At 66.1% G+C, this 13,222-nt stretch carries 13 protein-coding genes and 4 tRNA genes; 10 read left to right on the top strand and 7 right to left on the bottom strand.

Features of this window, described 5'->3' with window-relative positions; translation table 11 throughout:
* Positions 1–4 precede the first annotated feature (4 nt).
* The 3 genes from FEF15_RS01215 to FEF15_RS01205 form a co-directional block, all read right to left on the bottom strand.
* A complete protein-coding gene (locus FEF15_RS01215; RefSeq protein ID WP_163557255.1) occupies positions 5–841 on the bottom strand; it encodes an ABC transporter permease in 837 nt (278 codons plus the stop codon).
* Positions 838–1,815, bottom strand: coding sequence for an ABC transporter permease (locus FEF15_RS01210; RefSeq protein ID WP_163557254.1), 978 nt, complete (start codon positions 1,813–1,815; stop codon positions 838–840). The genes FEF15_RS01215 and FEF15_RS01210 overlap by 4 nt, the downstream gene beginning before the upstream one ends.
* 71 nt (positions 1,816–1,886) lie before the next feature.
* On the bottom strand, positions 1,887–3,443 hold the full coding sequence (locus FEF15_RS01205; protein WP_163557253.1) for an ABC transporter substrate-binding protein: 1,557 nt from the start codon (positions 3,441–3,443) through the stop codon (positions 1,887–1,889).
* Between the two features lie 197 nt (positions 3,444–3,640).
* Here FEF15_RS01205 and FEF15_RS01200 point away from each other — a divergent pair, with 197 nt between their 5' ends.
* The 3 genes from FEF15_RS01200 to FEF15_RS01190 all read left to right on the top strand — a co-directional run bounded on the left by FEF15_RS01200 (position 3,641) and on the right by FEF15_RS01190 (position 6,262).
* Positions 3,641–4,333 (top strand): GntR family transcriptional regulator, encoded by a 693-nt coding sequence (locus FEF15_RS01200; RefSeq protein WP_163557252.1) that lies wholly within the window; start codon positions 3,641–3,643, stop codon positions 4,331–4,333.
* 122 nt (positions 4,334–4,455) lie between these two features.
* Positions 4,456–4,917, top strand: a complete 462-nt coding sequence (locus tag FEF15_RS01195; protein ID WP_163557251.1) for a TerB family tellurite resistance protein — start codon at positions 4,456–4,458, stop codon at positions 4,915–4,917.
* Positions 4,918–5,017: 100 nt separating this feature from the next.
* The gene (locus tag FEF15_RS01190) at positions 5,018–6,262 is read left to right on the top strand and encodes an FAD-binding oxidoreductase (protein ID WP_163557250.1); all 1,245 of its coding nucleotides are present in this window, start codon (positions 5,018–5,020) and stop codon (positions 6,260–6,262) included.
* Positions 6,263–6,283: 21 nt separating this feature from the next.
* Here FEF15_RS01190 and FEF15_RS01185 read toward each other — a convergent pair whose 3' ends face one another.
* The gene (locus FEF15_RS01185; protein ID WP_163557249.1) at positions 6,284–6,697 is read right to left on the bottom strand and encodes a hypothetical protein; all 414 of its coding nucleotides are present in this window, start codon (positions 6,695–6,697) and stop codon (positions 6,284–6,286) included.
* Positions 6,698–6,856: 159 nt separating this feature from the next.
* On the opposite strand from FEF15_RS01185, the gene pyrC reads away from it, so the two are divergent.
* Positions 6,857–7,894, top strand: coding sequence for a dihydroorotase (gene pyrC / locus FEF15_RS01180; RefSeq protein ID WP_163557248.1), 1,038 nt, complete (start codon positions 6,857–6,859; stop codon positions 7,892–7,894).
* A gap of 89 nt (positions 7,895–7,983) precedes the next feature.
* Here pyrC and mtnN read toward each other — a convergent pair whose 3' ends face one another.
* The 3 genes from mtnN to folD are packed head-to-tail and all read right to left on the bottom strand — an operon-like array spanning position 7,984 to position 10,174.
* Positions 7,984–8,724, bottom strand: a complete 741-nt coding sequence (gene mtnN, locus FEF15_RS01175) for a 5'-methylthioadenosine/S-adenosylhomocysteine nucleosidase (protein ID WP_163557247.1) — start codon at positions 8,722–8,724, stop codon at positions 7,984–7,986.
* Positions 8,725–8,762: 38 nt separating this feature from the next.
* Positions 8,763–9,236 carry an S-ribosylhomocysteine lyase gene (locus FEF15_RS01170; RefSeq protein WP_163557246.1) on the bottom strand — a complete coding sequence of 158 codons (474 nt, stop codon included), beginning with the start codon at positions 9,234–9,236 and terminating at the stop codon, positions 8,763–8,765.
* A 59-nt stretch (positions 9,237–9,295) separates the two neighbouring features.
* Positions 9,296–10,174, bottom strand: a complete 879-nt coding sequence (gene folD / locus FEF15_RS01165; protein WP_163557245.1) for a bifunctional methylenetetrahydrofolate dehydrogenase/methenyltetrahydrofolate cyclohydrolase FolD — start codon at positions 10,172–10,174, stop codon at positions 9,296–9,298.
* Positions 10,175–10,393: 219 nt separating this feature from the next.
* Between folD and FEF15_RS01160 the strand changes: the two genes are divergently transcribed.
* The 6 genes from FEF15_RS01160 to clpP all read left to right on the top strand — a co-directional run bounded on the left by FEF15_RS01160 (position 10,394) and on the right by clpP (position 13,178).
* A tRNA-Pro gene (locus FEF15_RS01160) sits at positions 10,394–10,470 on the top strand.
* Positions 10,471–10,537: 67 nt separating this feature from the next.
* Positions 10,538–10,614: transfer RNA gene (locus FEF15_RS01155), tRNA-Arg, on the top strand.
* Positions 10,615–10,657: 43 nt separating this feature from the next.
* Positions 10,658–10,732: transfer RNA gene (locus FEF15_RS01150), tRNA-His, on the top strand.
* 25 nt (positions 10,733–10,757) lie between these two features.
* Positions 10,758–10,832, top strand: a tRNA-His gene (locus tag FEF15_RS01145).
* Positions 10,833–11,106: 274 nt separating this feature from the next.
* Positions 11,107–12,462, top strand: a complete 1,356-nt coding sequence (tig, locus tag FEF15_RS01140; RefSeq protein WP_163557244.1) for a trigger factor — start codon at positions 11,107–11,109, stop codon at positions 12,460–12,462.
* Between the two features lie 95 nt (positions 12,463–12,557).
* Complete coding sequence (clpP, locus tag FEF15_RS01135) at positions 12,558–13,178, top strand: ATP-dependent Clp endopeptidase proteolytic subunit ClpP (protein WP_163557243.1); 621 nt, start codon at positions 12,558–12,560, stop codon at positions 13,176–13,178.
* Positions 13,179–13,222: the final 44 nt, after the last annotated feature.

Here is a 13,222-nt window from a genome sequence, read left to right as displayed (position 1 = left end):
CGGCTCAAGTGCGTTCGCGAGCGAGCTTGGGGTTGAGGGCGTCGTCGAGCCCCTCGCCGACGAGGTTGAGGGCGAGCACGGTGAGCAGGATCGCCACGCCGGGGAAGAAGCTCAGCCACCACGCCTGCCGGATCACGGTGCGTGCCGCGCCGATCATGTAGCCCCAGGACATCACGTTGGGGTCGCCAAGCCCGAGGAAGGAGAGAGCGGATTCCAGCAGGATGGCCGTGGCCACCATCAGCGAGGCGAGCACGATGATCGGCGACAGGGTGTTGGGCAGGATCTGACGCAGGATGATGGCGGCGTTGCCCTGGCCTACCAGGCGCGCGGCCTCCACGTACTCGCGATGGCGCAGCGAGAGGAACTCGGCGCGCACCAGGCGTGCCACTGGCGGCCAGCTCACCAGGGCGATGGCCAGCACGATGGAGGTCACGCTGGGCTGCATGATCGCCACCAGCACGATGGCCAGGGCGAAGTTGGGGATGGTCTGGAAGAACTCGGTGAAGCGCATCAGGCCATCGTCGATCAGTCCGCCGAAATAGCCGGCCACGGCGCCGATGGGCACCCCGATCAACAGCGCCACGCTGGTGGAGACGAGCCCGATCAGCAGCGATACCCAGGCGCCGTGCATCAGCCCCGCGGCGACGTTGCGCCCCATCGTGTCCGTGCCCAGCGGGAAGCCCTCCGTTTCCAGCGGGGGCAGGAAGGGGCGCTGGACCATGCGCCAGGGCGATTCGGGATAGAGCAACGGGGCGAGAATCGCCATGAGGATGATGGCGACGAGGATGATCAGCCCGATCAGGGCACCGCGATTCTGGGCGAAGCGGGCGAAGAAGCTCATGAGGCCTCCTTGATGCGCGGGTCGGCCAGGCGGTAGACGAGATCGGTGACGATATTGAAGACGATCACCAGCGCCGCCGAGAAGAAGAAGATGCCGAGCAGCAGGTTGTAGTCGCGCTGCTGCAGCGCCTCGAACATCAGCCGGCCGATGCCGGGCCAGGCGAACACCGTCTCGGTCAGGATGGCCCCGCCCACCATCTGTCCCGCCTGGAGGCCGGCCAGGGTGATGATCGGCAAGAGGGCGTTGCGCAGGATGTGGCGCCGCTGGATGACGCTGTCCTTCAGTCCCTTGGCGCGAGCGGTCTTGACGTAATCCTGCTGCGAGGCCTCGAGCATCGAGGCGCGGGTCATGCGCGTATAGATTGCCATGAAGAAGAGCGCGAGCGTCGTGGCCGGCAGGATCAGGTGCTTGCCGACGTCGAGTGCGAGGGCCAGCCCGGTATGACCGGCGCCCACCGTGAACATGCCGTAGGCCGGCAGCCAGTCGAGATAGACCGAGAAGAGCACCACGGCCATCAGCGCCACCCAGAACAGCGGGGTGGCGTAGAAAAGCAGGGCGAGCGCCATGATCAGTGAGCCGGAGGGCTTCTTGACCCGCGCCGCGGCCAGGGAGCCGGCCAGGATGCCCAGGCCCAGGGAAAGCACGAAGGCGGTGCCGGTGAGCAGCAGGGTGGCGGGCAGACGCGCCAGAATGAGGTCGAGCACCGGCATCTGCTGGCGGTAGGAAAACCCGAAATCCAGCATGGCGACGCCCGAGACGTAACGCCACAGCTGCACGTGGAGCGGCTCGTCGAGGCCGAAGCGTTCGCGCAGCTGGCGCAGGAACTCCTCGTCGGTGGCGCCGGCCTCGCCGGCGAGAATCGCCGCGGGATCACCCGGCGCGAGCTGGATCAGGACGAAGTTGAGGATGATGATCAGGAAGAGCACGGTCACGGCCTTGACGAGCCGTGAAGCGATCAGTCGGGCGTAGAGCATGCGCGGGCCTCGGACGACGTGCGGGACCTGAAGGGCGGCAGTGGCCGCCCTTCACGGTGCGTGGGGCGCAGTCAGCGATCGAGCCAGGCGTCCTTGAAGCCGTCGTTGACGCCGACGCTCGAGGTCACCAGGTTCTTGACGTCGCAGCGGTAGATGGTCGGGAAACCGAGCTCCAGCAGCCAGCCCACCGGCACGTCCTCCTGGAGAATTTCCTGCACCTCGTGGTAGAGCGCCTCGCGTTCCTCGTCGGGGTAGGCCGTGGCGGCGGCGTTGAACAGCTCATCGACCCGCTCGTTCTCGTAGCCCTCGACGTTGTTCCAGGGCGAGCCCTTCTCGATGTTGTCGGAGAGGTAGGTGCGCGAGATGCCCAGCGCCGGATCGCCGTACTGGTAGAGGTAGGTGAAGGCCAGGTCATAATCCCAGTCGCCGAGGCGCTGGTTCCAGCCGCCCACGTCGGTGGCTTCGGTGCGCACGTTGATTCCCACTTCCTTGAGGTTCTGCTGCACGGCCTCGGCCCAGCGGGTCCAGGTCTCGCCGTAGGGCAGCGGCAGCAGGCGCACTTCCTCGCCGTCGTAGCCCATCTCGTCGAGCAGCTCGCGGGCGCGCTCCGGATCATGATCGAACGGCTCGAGATCGTCGTTCTGGAACCTGGCGTTGGAGCCAAAGGCGCCCAGGGGCACCTGGCCGAGACCGTTCCACAGCACGTCGCGGGCGAACTCGCGATCCATGGCGTACATCACCGCCTGGCGGAAGCGCTTGTCGGCGGTGGGGCCTTCGCGGTTGTTCATCCACAGCATGGCGAAGGGGCTGAAGTACTCGTGCCCCTCGTCGGTCACGCAGGTGTTGTCCATCTCGGTGAGGCGGGGAATGTCGAAGTTCTCCACCGTGCCGTAGGGCAGCACGTCGACGGTGCCGTTCTCGTAGGCCACGGCCCGCGAGGCGCCGTCGGGAATGATGTGCCAGTTGATGCCATCGAGGTAGGGCAGACCCTCTTCGTAGTAGTCCTCGTTCTTGACCAACTGGATGACCGTGCCGCGATCCCAGCGCTCGAACTTGAACGGGCCCGTGCCGATGGGGTGATTGTTGGCCTCGTTGTCGCGGAACTCGGTGCCCGCGTAGATGTGCTCGGGGACCATGGTGAAAGTGCCGGCCTCGAAGGAGATCAGGAAGGGACCGAACGGCTCCTCGAGGGTGAATTCGACGGTGCGCTCGTCGAGTGCCTCGATGGAGTCGATGTGCTGCAGCACGGCGCGAGCGCTGGGGTTGAGTTCGCGATGGAAGACATCGGCGGAGAACACCACGTCCTCGGCGGTGAAGGGCTCGCCATCGTGCCAGGTGACGTCGTCGCGCAGGTGGAAGGTGTAGGTGAGGCCGTCGTCGCTGATCTCCCAGGATTCGGCGAGCTGCGGCATCGGGTTGAGCTCGGTGTCGTAGCGCAGTAGCCCCTCGTAGATGTTGCCGGCCACGGTACGGGTAGGGGCGTTCTGGATCATGCCCAGCACCAGGCCCGGGGGCTCCGGCTGGATGATGGTGTCGATCACGCCGCCGGTTGTGGGCTCGTCGGCCGAGGCGGCATTGGCGGTAAGGGCTGCCGCAGTCGCGACGGCGATGGCGAGAGGTGTCTTCATCGTCCTGCTCCAGTCTTGTTGATGCTGTTGTCGAGCGGAGGTCGGGTAGGGAATGCCCGGCATCGTTGCCAAGGTGGCCGGGTACCGATCTGAACATAGCAGCGCCTGCAAAAACTGTCGACAGTCGTCAATCGACGGTCGACAAGTCAAAGTCAACGGCCATACTCTAGGACAGTGACTCCCCAACCCGAGCCGTCATGCCTGCAACCCTGTCCGACTCCGCCGTGTCATCCCCCTTCATCCAGCAGCGCAACCTGGTGGAGCAGGTGGCCGACTATCTCACTCAGTCGATCATCAATCAGCGTTTCGTGCCCGGCGAGCGCCTCTCCGAGGTGCAGCTGGCACGCGATCTGGGCGTAAGCCGTGCCCCGGTGCGCGAGGCGGCGCGGCTGCTCGAGAGTCGTGGTCTGCTGGTTTCCCAACCGCGCCGTGGCTTCTTCGTGCGTGCCTTGGATGCCGCCGAGCTGGGCGATGTCTTCGATCTGCGCCTGTGCCTGGAGCGCCATGCCATGCAGCGGCTGCTGGCACGCTATGACGCCGAGGCCGAGCGGGCCCTGCATCGGCAGGTCGAACGCATGTGCGAGGCGGCCGCTCGCGACAGCGAGAGCCGCAAGATCGAGGAGGACCTCGCCTTCCATCGCTTGATGATCGACCTGGCCGGCAACCGTCGCCTGCTCAAGGCGTTCGATGACCTGGCCCATGAGCTGCGCTTGTGCATCGCGCTGATCGGCAAGACCCACGCCGATCCCGACAGTATCGCCACCTCGCACTGGGCGCTGCTGGAGTCGCTGGCCTCCGGCAGGGAGCGACGCTGCCGCGAGGCGATCGATTATCACATCGGCGTGGCCCGCGACTATGTGGTCCAGGGTATCGGCGAGACGTCGCCGTGAAGGGGCTTGTCGATCACGGCCGGGTAGGGTGAGGGGGCGCCGTCAGGCCGGGATGAACGTGCCCGGGCCAGGGGTGTCATAAAGCCCGGGGTGTCCTAAGACAGTATCGCAGGGAGCTTGCCATGCTCGACAGGATCCAGCGTTTCTTCCAGCACGCACTGGCCGACCCCGACGCCAGTGATGACGCCGCGCCCACTCTGGAGCTGGCCACCGCGGCCTTGCTCTTCGAGGTGGCGCGTGCCGATTACCACCTCGACGACAGTGAACTCGCCCTGCTGCGTGATCAGCTGGGGCGACGCTTCGGCCTGTCCAGCGACGCCCTCGAGGAGCTGCTGCAGATGGCCGGCGAGGAAGCCGAGCAGGCGGTCGACCACTACCAGTTCGTCAGTCTCGTCAAGCAGCATTACGGCTACGCCGAGCGCTGTGAACTGGTGCGCATGATGTGGACCTTGGCGCTGGCCGACGGTGAGGCCCACCACCTCGAGGAGCATCGCATCCGGCGGCTCGCCGAGCTGCTCCACGTCAGTCACTCCGACTTCATCCGCACCAAGCTGCAGGCGCAGGACGCCGCTCCCGAAAGCTGAGCATCGCTCGGCGCCGCCTCGTGCGGCCTGCTAGAATGGCGCTTCGCCGCCGGCCATCGTCTGCTGGCGGCGCTGTCGTTCGTCTATCCGGAGGAGAGGCATGTCTCGTGAAACCATCGTTCTGGGAGCCGGCATGATCGGCGTTTCCATCGCCTGGCACCTGGCGCGACGCGGCCGCTCGGTGTTGCTGGTGGATCGCCAGCGGCCGGGGCGGGAGACCTCCTTCGGCAACGGTGGCCTGATCCAGCGCGAGGCGGTGCGGCCCTATCCCTTCCCCCGCGAGCTGAGCAAGCTGCTCGACGTCCTGCCCAACCGGCGTGCCGACATCCGCTACAGCCTGCGTGGCATGGTCAAGGCGGCCGGTCCGCTGTTCGCCTACTGGCGCCACTCCGCGCCACGCCAGCATGCGCGCATCATTCCCGAGTACGCCTCGCTGATCACCCTGTGCACCCAGGAGCACGCCGAGATGTTCACCGCGGCCGGGGCCGAAGACCTGATCAAGAAGCAGGGCTGGCTGGAGGTCTACCGCAGCCGGGCGGGCCTGGATGCGCGTGCGGCCGAAGCACAAGACGCTGCCGAGCGATTCGGGGTGACTCATGAGCTGCTGGACGCCGCCGGGCTGCGGGACCGCGAACCGCAGCTGGCCGACGGTCCAGCCGGGGCGATCCACTGGACCAATGCCTGGGGGGCGGTCGATCCTGGCGCGCTGGTCGCCGCCTACGCCGAGGCCTTCGAACGCGAGGGCGGGCGCTTCTTGCAGGCCGAGGTGAGCGGGATGCGCCAGGCCGGCCAGGGCTGGCGGGTGGATACCGATGCCGGTGTACACGAGGCGCAGGAGATTGTCGTGGCGCTCGGGCCCTGGGCCGGCGACTGGCTCAAGCCCCTCGGCTATCGCCTGCCGGCGTTCGTCAAGCGCGGCTATCACATGCACTACGGCGCCGAGGCGGGGAGGCGCCTGCATCACTGGCTGCTCGACGCCGAGGTGGGCTACATTCTCGCGCCCATGCGCGCTGGTATCCGCCTGACCACCGGTGCCGAGTTGGAGCCCCGTGACGCGCCGCCGCGTTCCGGTCAGCTGGATGCTGCCGAGGCCGAGGCGCGCCGCCTCTATCCCGGCCTGGGTGAGCGCCTCGACCCCGAGCCCTGGAAGGGCGCGCGCCCCTGTCTGCCCGACATGAAGCCGGTAATCGGTCCCGCGCCTCGCCATGACGGGCTATGGTTCGCCTTTGGCCATGGCCACCAGGGCTTCACCCTGGGGCCGGTGACGGGCCGCGTGCTGGCGGAAATGATGGAAGGGGAAGAGCCGGTTGTGGACATGACGCCCTTCCGCGCCGACCGCTTCTAGGCGAGGGCTGTGCGACGGCGGTCAGCGCCGCCGCTTGCACTGGTGGATGATGAACTTGACCACCAGGGTCATCACATAGACCACCCAGCCGGCGGTGGCCAGGATGTTGAACAGCAGCATCTTCTGCTGGCCGCTGAGCGGGGCAATCAGCACTTCCAGCACCACGCCGAGCAGCAGCGCCAGCAGCATGGGCAGTGCCAGGATGTGCATCCACATTTCCGTGCGTCGCTTGCGCACGTGATAGCGGCTCAGGTGGATGCGGATAGGGCGATGCACGAAGCTCAGCAAGATCATGGTGCCGAGCAATAGCAGGGCGGCGAGCACCGGTTCCATGCTGTCCATGCTGGCCGAGATGCTCACCGACCAGAACACCAGGATCCACATCAGGCCGGCCAGGATGGCGACGATGTCGGCGTAGTGGCGGACTCTGGGCATGGCGATGACTCTCCGGCTGAAACGGCGTCGATGATACGGGAAATCGCGCCGCGCTGCCTGATTCCCTGGCGGTTGACGCCACCCGGTACGCCCAGGCATGCGGTATACTCGGTGCCCCAGGCGCCGACTGGCCAATCCATGCCGACCACAGGAACGACCGTGAACGCTATCACCCTGACGCGACCCGACGACTGGCACCTGCACCTGCGCGATGGCGATGCCTTGCAGGCCGTGGTTCCCGCCTCGGCCCGCCAGATGGGGCGGGCGATCATCATGCCCAACCTCAAGCCGCCCGTCACCACCACCGAGCAGGCGCTGGCTTACCGCGAACGCATCCTCGCCGCGCGCCCCGAAGGCAGTGCCTTCGAGCCGCTGATGACGCTCTACCTCACCGACAATACCCCGGCCGAGGAGATCGAACGTGCCCATGCCAGCGGCCTCGTGCACGCGGTGAAGCTCTATCCCGCCGGCGCGACGACCAATTCGGCTTCCGGAGTCACCGACCTCGCCAAGTGCGAGGCGGCGATTGCCACCATGGCGCGGCTGGGCATGCCGCTGCTGGTCCACGGCGAGGTGACCGCTGCCGAGATCGACATCTTCGATCGCGAGGCGGTGTTCATCGAGGAGGTGTTGAAGCCGCTGCTCGAACGGCATCCCGACCTCAAGGTGGTGTGCGAGCACATCACCACTGCCGAGGCGGCCCGTTTCGTCAGCGAGGCACCGGCCAACGTCGCGGCGACCATCACCGCCCATCACCTGCTCTTCAACCGCAACCACATGCTGGTGGGCGGCATTCGCCCTCACTACTACTGCCTGCCGATCCTCAAGCGCGAGCGGCATCGCGAGGCGCTGCTGGTCGCGGCCACCTCGGGCAGCCCCAAGTTCTTCCTGGGGACCGACAGTGCTCCCCATGCCCAGGGCGACAAGGAGTCGGCCTGCGGTTGCGCCGGCGCCTATACCGCCCCGGCGGCCATCGAGCTTTACGCCACGGCGTTCGAACAGGCCGGCGCCCTGAAGCGCCTGGAAGGCTTTGCCAGCCACTTCGGTCCCGACTTCTACGGCATGCCGCGCAACCGCGATAGCGTCACTCTGGTGCGCGAGCCCTGGACGCTGCCGGCCTCGCTGCCCTACGCGGATGGCCAACGCATCGTGCCGCTGCTGGCGGGAGAAAGCCTGGAATGGCAGCTGGCCCGCTGATTCGCGGCTTCGAGAGCCGCGCTCGAGTGAGACGCAACAGCCGCCCTTGAGGGCGGCCGTTCGATCTCGGCTTGTTCTCGGCTGACGGCTCAGCCTGCGACTGTCTGGGAATCGACCTGGGGCGCGGGGGTGGCCAGGCGAGCGACCATGGCCTCGACCATGCGAGCGGAGTGGTCGGCTGCCTGGTCGAGGAACTGCTCGAAGGAGAGGTGGTTGTCGCCGCCGCCGGCGATGTCGGAGAGGGCGCGAATCACCACGAAGGGACAGCCATAGAGGTGGCAGGTCTGGGCAATAGCGGCGGCTTCCATCTCGGCGGCGAGCATGGTGGGAAAACGCGAGCGTGTCTGAGCGACCCGCTCGGGGCAGGCCATGAAGACGTCGCCGGTGGCGATCAGGCCTTCCACCACGCGCACCTCGCCGAGCGCCTCGACGCATTCGCGCGCGACGCGCACCAGCCGTTCGTCGGGCAGGTAGGCGGCCGGCATCTTCGGCACCTGGCCGTGCTCGTAGCCGAACACCACGGCATCGACGTCGTGATGGCGCACTTCGCTGGAGACCACGATGTCGCCGATGGTCAGGCCCTCGCCGAAGCCTCCCGCCGAGCCGGTGTTGATGATCGCTTCTGGCTGGTAGACGTCAAGCAGCAGGGTGGTGCCGATGGCGGCATTTACCTTGCCGATGCCGGATTGCAGGATCACCACGTCCACGCCATGAAGGCGCCCGTGATGGAAGGTGCAGCCGACGTGGGTGCGGGTCCGGCCGCCTTCCAGCAGCGAGGCGAGGTGGGCCACTTCCTGGGCCATGGCGCCGATAATGCCGATGCGTTTCATCTTTTTGCGTTCTCTCCGGCGAGGTCAGGAAAGCGGGATCACGCCGGCTCGGCGAAGACCTGGGGCCACTCGTCGCGCTGGGCGAGGAAGCGGCGGGCGATGGTCTGGGCGCCTTCCAGGCTGTGGCTGGCCGCCCAGCCGCACTGCATCTCGTTGCAGGCGGGCACCTCGGTGGCTTCCAGCACGTCCTCGAGAGTGTGCTGCAGCAGGCGCAGCACGTCGTCGTAGTCGTTGTGGTTGATCAGGGCCACGTAGAAGCCGGTCTGGCACCCCATGGGGCTGATGTCGACGACCTTGTCGGAATGGTTCCGCGACAGCTCGGCCATCAGGTGCTCCAGGGAGTGCAGGGCGGGCATCTCCATGTGGTCCTGGTTGGGCTGGCAGATGCGCATGTCGTACTTGTGAATGCGATCGCCGTTCGCGCCGGTCTTGATGTCGGCCAGGCGCACGTAGGGGGCCTTCACCTTGGTGTGGTCGAGGTTGAAGCTTTCGACGTTCATCTTGTCGCTCATGGGCGCGCTCCGGCAGGTGAAAGAGAAAACGCGCATTCTAGACGAAGCACCCCGGCCTGTCAGTCTTGAGGCGACGCCGGTGCCATGGCGTCATGCAGTTCCGCGGCGTGCAGGGTGTTCTCGAGCAACGAGGCGACGGTCATGGGGCCGACACCGCCCGGCACGGGGGTGATCCAGGACGCCCGCTCGGCGGCGGGGCCGAATTCCACGTCGCCCACCAGGCGACCATCCGCCTCGCGGTTGATGCCCACGTCGATGACGATCGCATCGTCGCGTACCCACTCGCCCTTGACGATACCCGGTTTGCCCACGGCCACCACGAGCAGCTCGGCGCGGCGCACGTGGGCCTCCAGATCACGGGTGAATCGGTGGCACACCGTGGTGGTGCAGCCGGCGAGCATCAGTTCCAGTGCCATGGGGCGGCCGACGATATTGGAGGCGCCCACCACGGTAGCATCCAGGCCGCGCACCTTGAGCCCGCTGGCCGCCAGCAGCGTCATCACTCCCTTGGGGGTGCAGGGACGCAGCAGGGGAAGGCGCTGCGCGAGGCGGCCGAGGTTGTAGGGGTGGAAGCCGTCGACGTCCTTGTCGGGCAGGATGCGCTCGAGCAGTGGCCGTTCGTCGAGGTGGGCGGGCAGCGGCAACTGAAGGAGAATGCCGTCGACCCTCGGGTCGGCATTGAGGTCGTCGATCAGCCTTTCGAGCGCCTGCTGGGTGGTGTCGTCGGGCAGCGTATGACGGAAAGAGAGCACGCCGGCCTGCTCGCAGGCGCGATGCTTGTTGCTCACGTAGACGTGGGAGGCTGGGTCGTCGCCCACCACGATGACAGCCAAGCCGGGTGTGCGCTTGCCTTCGGCATGGCGCGCCTCCACCTGGCGCGCGACCTGCTGGCGGACCTCGGCGGCTACGGCTTTGCCATCGATGCGTTGAGCGGTCATCGTCTCTTCCCCTGGTGGTGGTGAACGGATGGTAGCGAAAGGGTGCCGGCGGCAGCGGGTAGGCACCAGAAAGGGTGGGGATTTTCGCACGGTCGCCTGCTCAGGCAAAGCGCTAAAGCCCTGTCAGGTCAGGCGGCTATTGACCGTGGGGGATTCTCGGGTAGAATACGCAGCGCTCGATGAGGCCCGATGGCGGCATCGAGGCCGTGCGAAGGCCGGCGGGGTGTAGCGCAGTCTGGTAGCGCGCCTGCTTTGGGAGCAGGATGTCGGGGGTTCAAATCCCTCCACCCCGACCACAACCTCCTGTTTGAATTGATGAAATTCGCGTTCAGGGTTGCGGTCTGGCGTCATTGAACATAGAATGCGCCCATAGCTCAACCGGATAGAGCAACGGCCTTCTAAGCCGTGGGTTGCAGGTTCGAGTCCTGCTGGGCGCGCCATGCCGTGCGCAGTTGGGAGTCAGCGGTTCGAGCAGTCGATATGGTGGATGTAGCTCAGTGGTAGAGCCCCGGATTGTGGCTCCGGTGGTCGTGGGTTCGATCCCCATCATCCACCCCATCTCGACGTACCCGGTATTGCAGTGGTGGATGTAGCTCAGTGGTAGAGCCCCGGATTGTGGCTCCGGTGGTCGTGGGTTCGATCCCCATCATCCACCCCATTGCACCGGTTTTCCCTTCCTGCCCCAGTCTCTTCCCGGCCCTTCGGTCGACTGCGACCTGTGCGTCGTTTTTTTTGTTCGCGCGGTATCGGCAGCACGGCTGCACGCTGCTTCCCGATGTTGGAAAAATCCCGTCGATACGCCCCTTGCAATGCCCGCCGGTGCCCCCATCTCAAGGCCGTGGCGCTTGCCAGCGCAGGGTGGGATTCTTAAAATCACTCTTTTACGCATCCACGCATTCAACACAACGCCCCCAGTCGGTAGAGGACTATTCATGCAAGTTTCCGTCGAAGCGACCTCCCAGATCGAGCGCCGTGTCACGTTCCAGGTGCCTGCGGCCGAGGTCGATCAAGCCGTCGAGGCTCGCCTCAAGGACACCGCGAAGAACGTGCGCCTGGACGGTTTCCGCAAGGGCCATGTGCCCCTGTCCGTGGTCCGTCAGCGCTACGGCCGCGGGGTGCGCGACGAAGTGGTGGGCGAAGTGATGCGCGAGCGCTACGTCAAGGCCATCACCGAAGAGAACCTCAATCCGGCGGGGTATCCGAATATCGAGCCGCAGGTCAACGAGGCTGGCAAGGACCTCGAGTTCGTTGCCTCCCTGGAGGTCTACCCGGAAATCGAGCTCGCCTCCATCGAGGGAACGGAAGTCGAACGGCCGGTGGTTGAAGTGACCGATGCCGACGTCGACGAGATGATCGAGACGCTGCGCAAGCAGAACGCCAGCTGGGAAGAGGTCGAGCGTGCCGCCGAGGACGGCGACCAACTGACCATCGACTTCCAGGGCTTCCTGGGTGACGAGCCCTTCGAGGGGGGCAGCGCCGAGGGGCACGAGCTGGTGCTGGGGTCAGGCAGCTTCATTCCCGGCTTCGAGGAGCAGCTGGTGGGGGCCAAGGCCGGCGACGAGAAGGAGGTCAAGGTTACCTTCCCGGAGGACTACCAGGCCGAGCACCTGGCCGGCAAGGAAGCGACCTTCAAGGTCAAGGTGCACAAGGTCAGTGCCCAGCAGCTGCCGGAGGTCGACGCTGAATTCATCCAGCGCTTCGGTGTCGAAGGAGGTGATGTCGAGGCCTTCCGCGCCGAGGTCAAGAAGAACATGACCCGCGAGGCCAAGCAGGCGGTCGACAACCGCGTCAAGCAGCAGGTGCTCGAGGCGCTCAAGAAGGCCAACGAGGTGCCGGTGCCGCAGGCGCTGATCCAGCAGGAGACCGACGCCCTCAAGCGGCAGGCCGCCCAGCAGTTCGGCCTCGGCGAGGATTTCGACGTTTCCCAGCTGCCCAATGAGCTGTTCGCCGAACAGGCCAAGGGGCGCGTTCAGGTGGGGCTGCTGCTGGCCGAGGTGATCAAACAGGGTGAGCTCGACGCCACCGATGACGAGATCAAGGCGCGCGTCGAGGAGCTCGCCGAGCAATACCAGGAGCCGCAGCAGGTCGTTGACTACTACATGGGCAACGACCAGCTGAAGACCCAGGTCAAGTCGGCGCTGCTCGAGGAGAAGGCCGTCGATCGCCTTCTCGAGCAGGCTACCGTCAAGGACGTGGAGATGAGCTACCAGGAGGCGCTGGCTGCGGCCCAGCAGCAGCCTGAGCAGGACGACGAAGCGAACACGGAAGGCGAGGCCGACAAGGCCTGAGGTGCCAGCAGCCGACCCCGTTCGTCGACGGTCTGCCCGCGACGGACGGGGTGGCCCAGTTGCTTCCATTCAGCGGATGCAAGGACATCAAACAGATGAGCAACGAGTTCGATATCCACAACGCCGGCGGCCTGGTGCCGATGGTGGTCGAGCAGAGCGCGCGCGGCGAGCGGGCCTACGACATCTACTCCCGCCTGCTCAAGGAGCGTGTGATCTTCCTGATCGGTCCGGTGGAAGACTACACTGCCAACCTGGTGGTGGCCCAGCTGCTGTTCCTTGAATCCGAGAACCCGGACAAGGACATCCACCTGTACATCAACTCGCCGGGTGGCGGGGTGACCGCGGGCATGTCGATCTACGACACCATGCAGTTCGTCAAGCCGGATGTCTCCACCGTGTGCCTCGGCCAGGCTGCCAGCATGGGGGCGCTGCTGTTGGCCGGTGGCGCGGCCGGTAAGCGCTACTGCCTGCCCAACTCGCGGATGATGATTCACCAGCCCCTCGGCGGCTATCAGGGGCAGGCCTCGGACATCGAGATCCATACCCGCGAGATTCTCGGCATCCGCGACAAGCTCAACCGCATCCTGGCCCACCATACCGGCCAGGCCATCGAGACCATCGCCCGGGATACCGATCGCGACAACTTCATGAGCGGCGCTGAGGCCGCGGAGTATGGCCTGATCGATGCCGTGCTGGATAAGCGGCCGACATCCTGATAGCGTGATCTAGACACGCCCCCGATACGTGATCACCGGCGGCA

Origin of the sequence: Halomonas sp. NO4 (assembly GCF_010994375.1) — a bacterium.
Classification (GTDB): Bacteria; Pseudomonadota; Gammaproteobacteria; order Pseudomonadales; family Halomonadaceae; genus Halomonas.
The sequence above is the reverse complement of the archived record's forward strand: the minus strand, read 5'-3'. Positions and strand labels throughout refer to the sequence as shown.

Coding starts and splice junctions, on each gene's coding strand:
- FEF15_RS01215 (WP_163557255.1), bottom strand. CDS start 841: ATGAGCTTCTTCGCCCGCTTCGCCCAGAATCGCGGTGCCCTGATCGGG.
- FEF15_RS01210 (WP_163557254.1), bottom strand. CDS start 1,815: ATGCTCTACGCCCGACTGATCGCTTCACGGCTCGTCAAGGCCGTGACC.
- FEF15_RS01205 (WP_163557253.1), bottom strand. CDS start 3,443: ATGAAGACACCTCTCGCCATCGCCGTCGCGACTGCGGCAGCCCTTACC.
- FEF15_RS01200 (WP_163557252.1), top strand. CDS start 3,641: ATGCCTGCAACCCTGTCCGACTCCGCCGTGTCATCCCCCTTCATCCAG.
- FEF15_RS01195 (WP_163557251.1), top strand. CDS start 4,456: ATGCTCGACAGGATCCAGCGTTTCTTCCAGCACGCACTGGCCGACCCC.
- FEF15_RS01190 (WP_163557250.1), top strand. CDS start 5,018: ATGTCTCGTGAAACCATCGTTCTGGGAGCCGGCATGATCGGCGTTTCC.
- FEF15_RS01185 (WP_163557249.1), bottom strand. CDS start 6,697: ATGCCCAGAGTCCGCCACTACGCCGACATCGTCGCCATCCTGGCCGGC.
- mtnN (WP_163557247.1), bottom strand. CDS start 8,724: ATGAAACGCATCGGCATTATCGGCGCCATGGCCCAGGAAGTGGCCCAC.
- FEF15_RS01170 (WP_163557246.1), bottom strand. CDS start 9,236: ATGAGCGACAAGATGAACGTCGAAAGCTTCAACCTCGACCACACCAAG.
- folD (WP_163557245.1), bottom strand. CDS start 10,174: ATGACCGCTCAACGCATCGATGGCAAAGCCGTAGCCGCCGAGGTCCGC.
- tig (WP_163557244.1), top strand. CDS start 11,107: ATGCAAGTTTCCGTCGAAGCGACCTCCCAGATCGAGCGCCGTGTCACG.
- clpP (WP_163557243.1), top strand. CDS start 12,558: ATGAGCAACGAGTTCGATATCCACAACGCCGGCGGCCTGGTGCCGATG.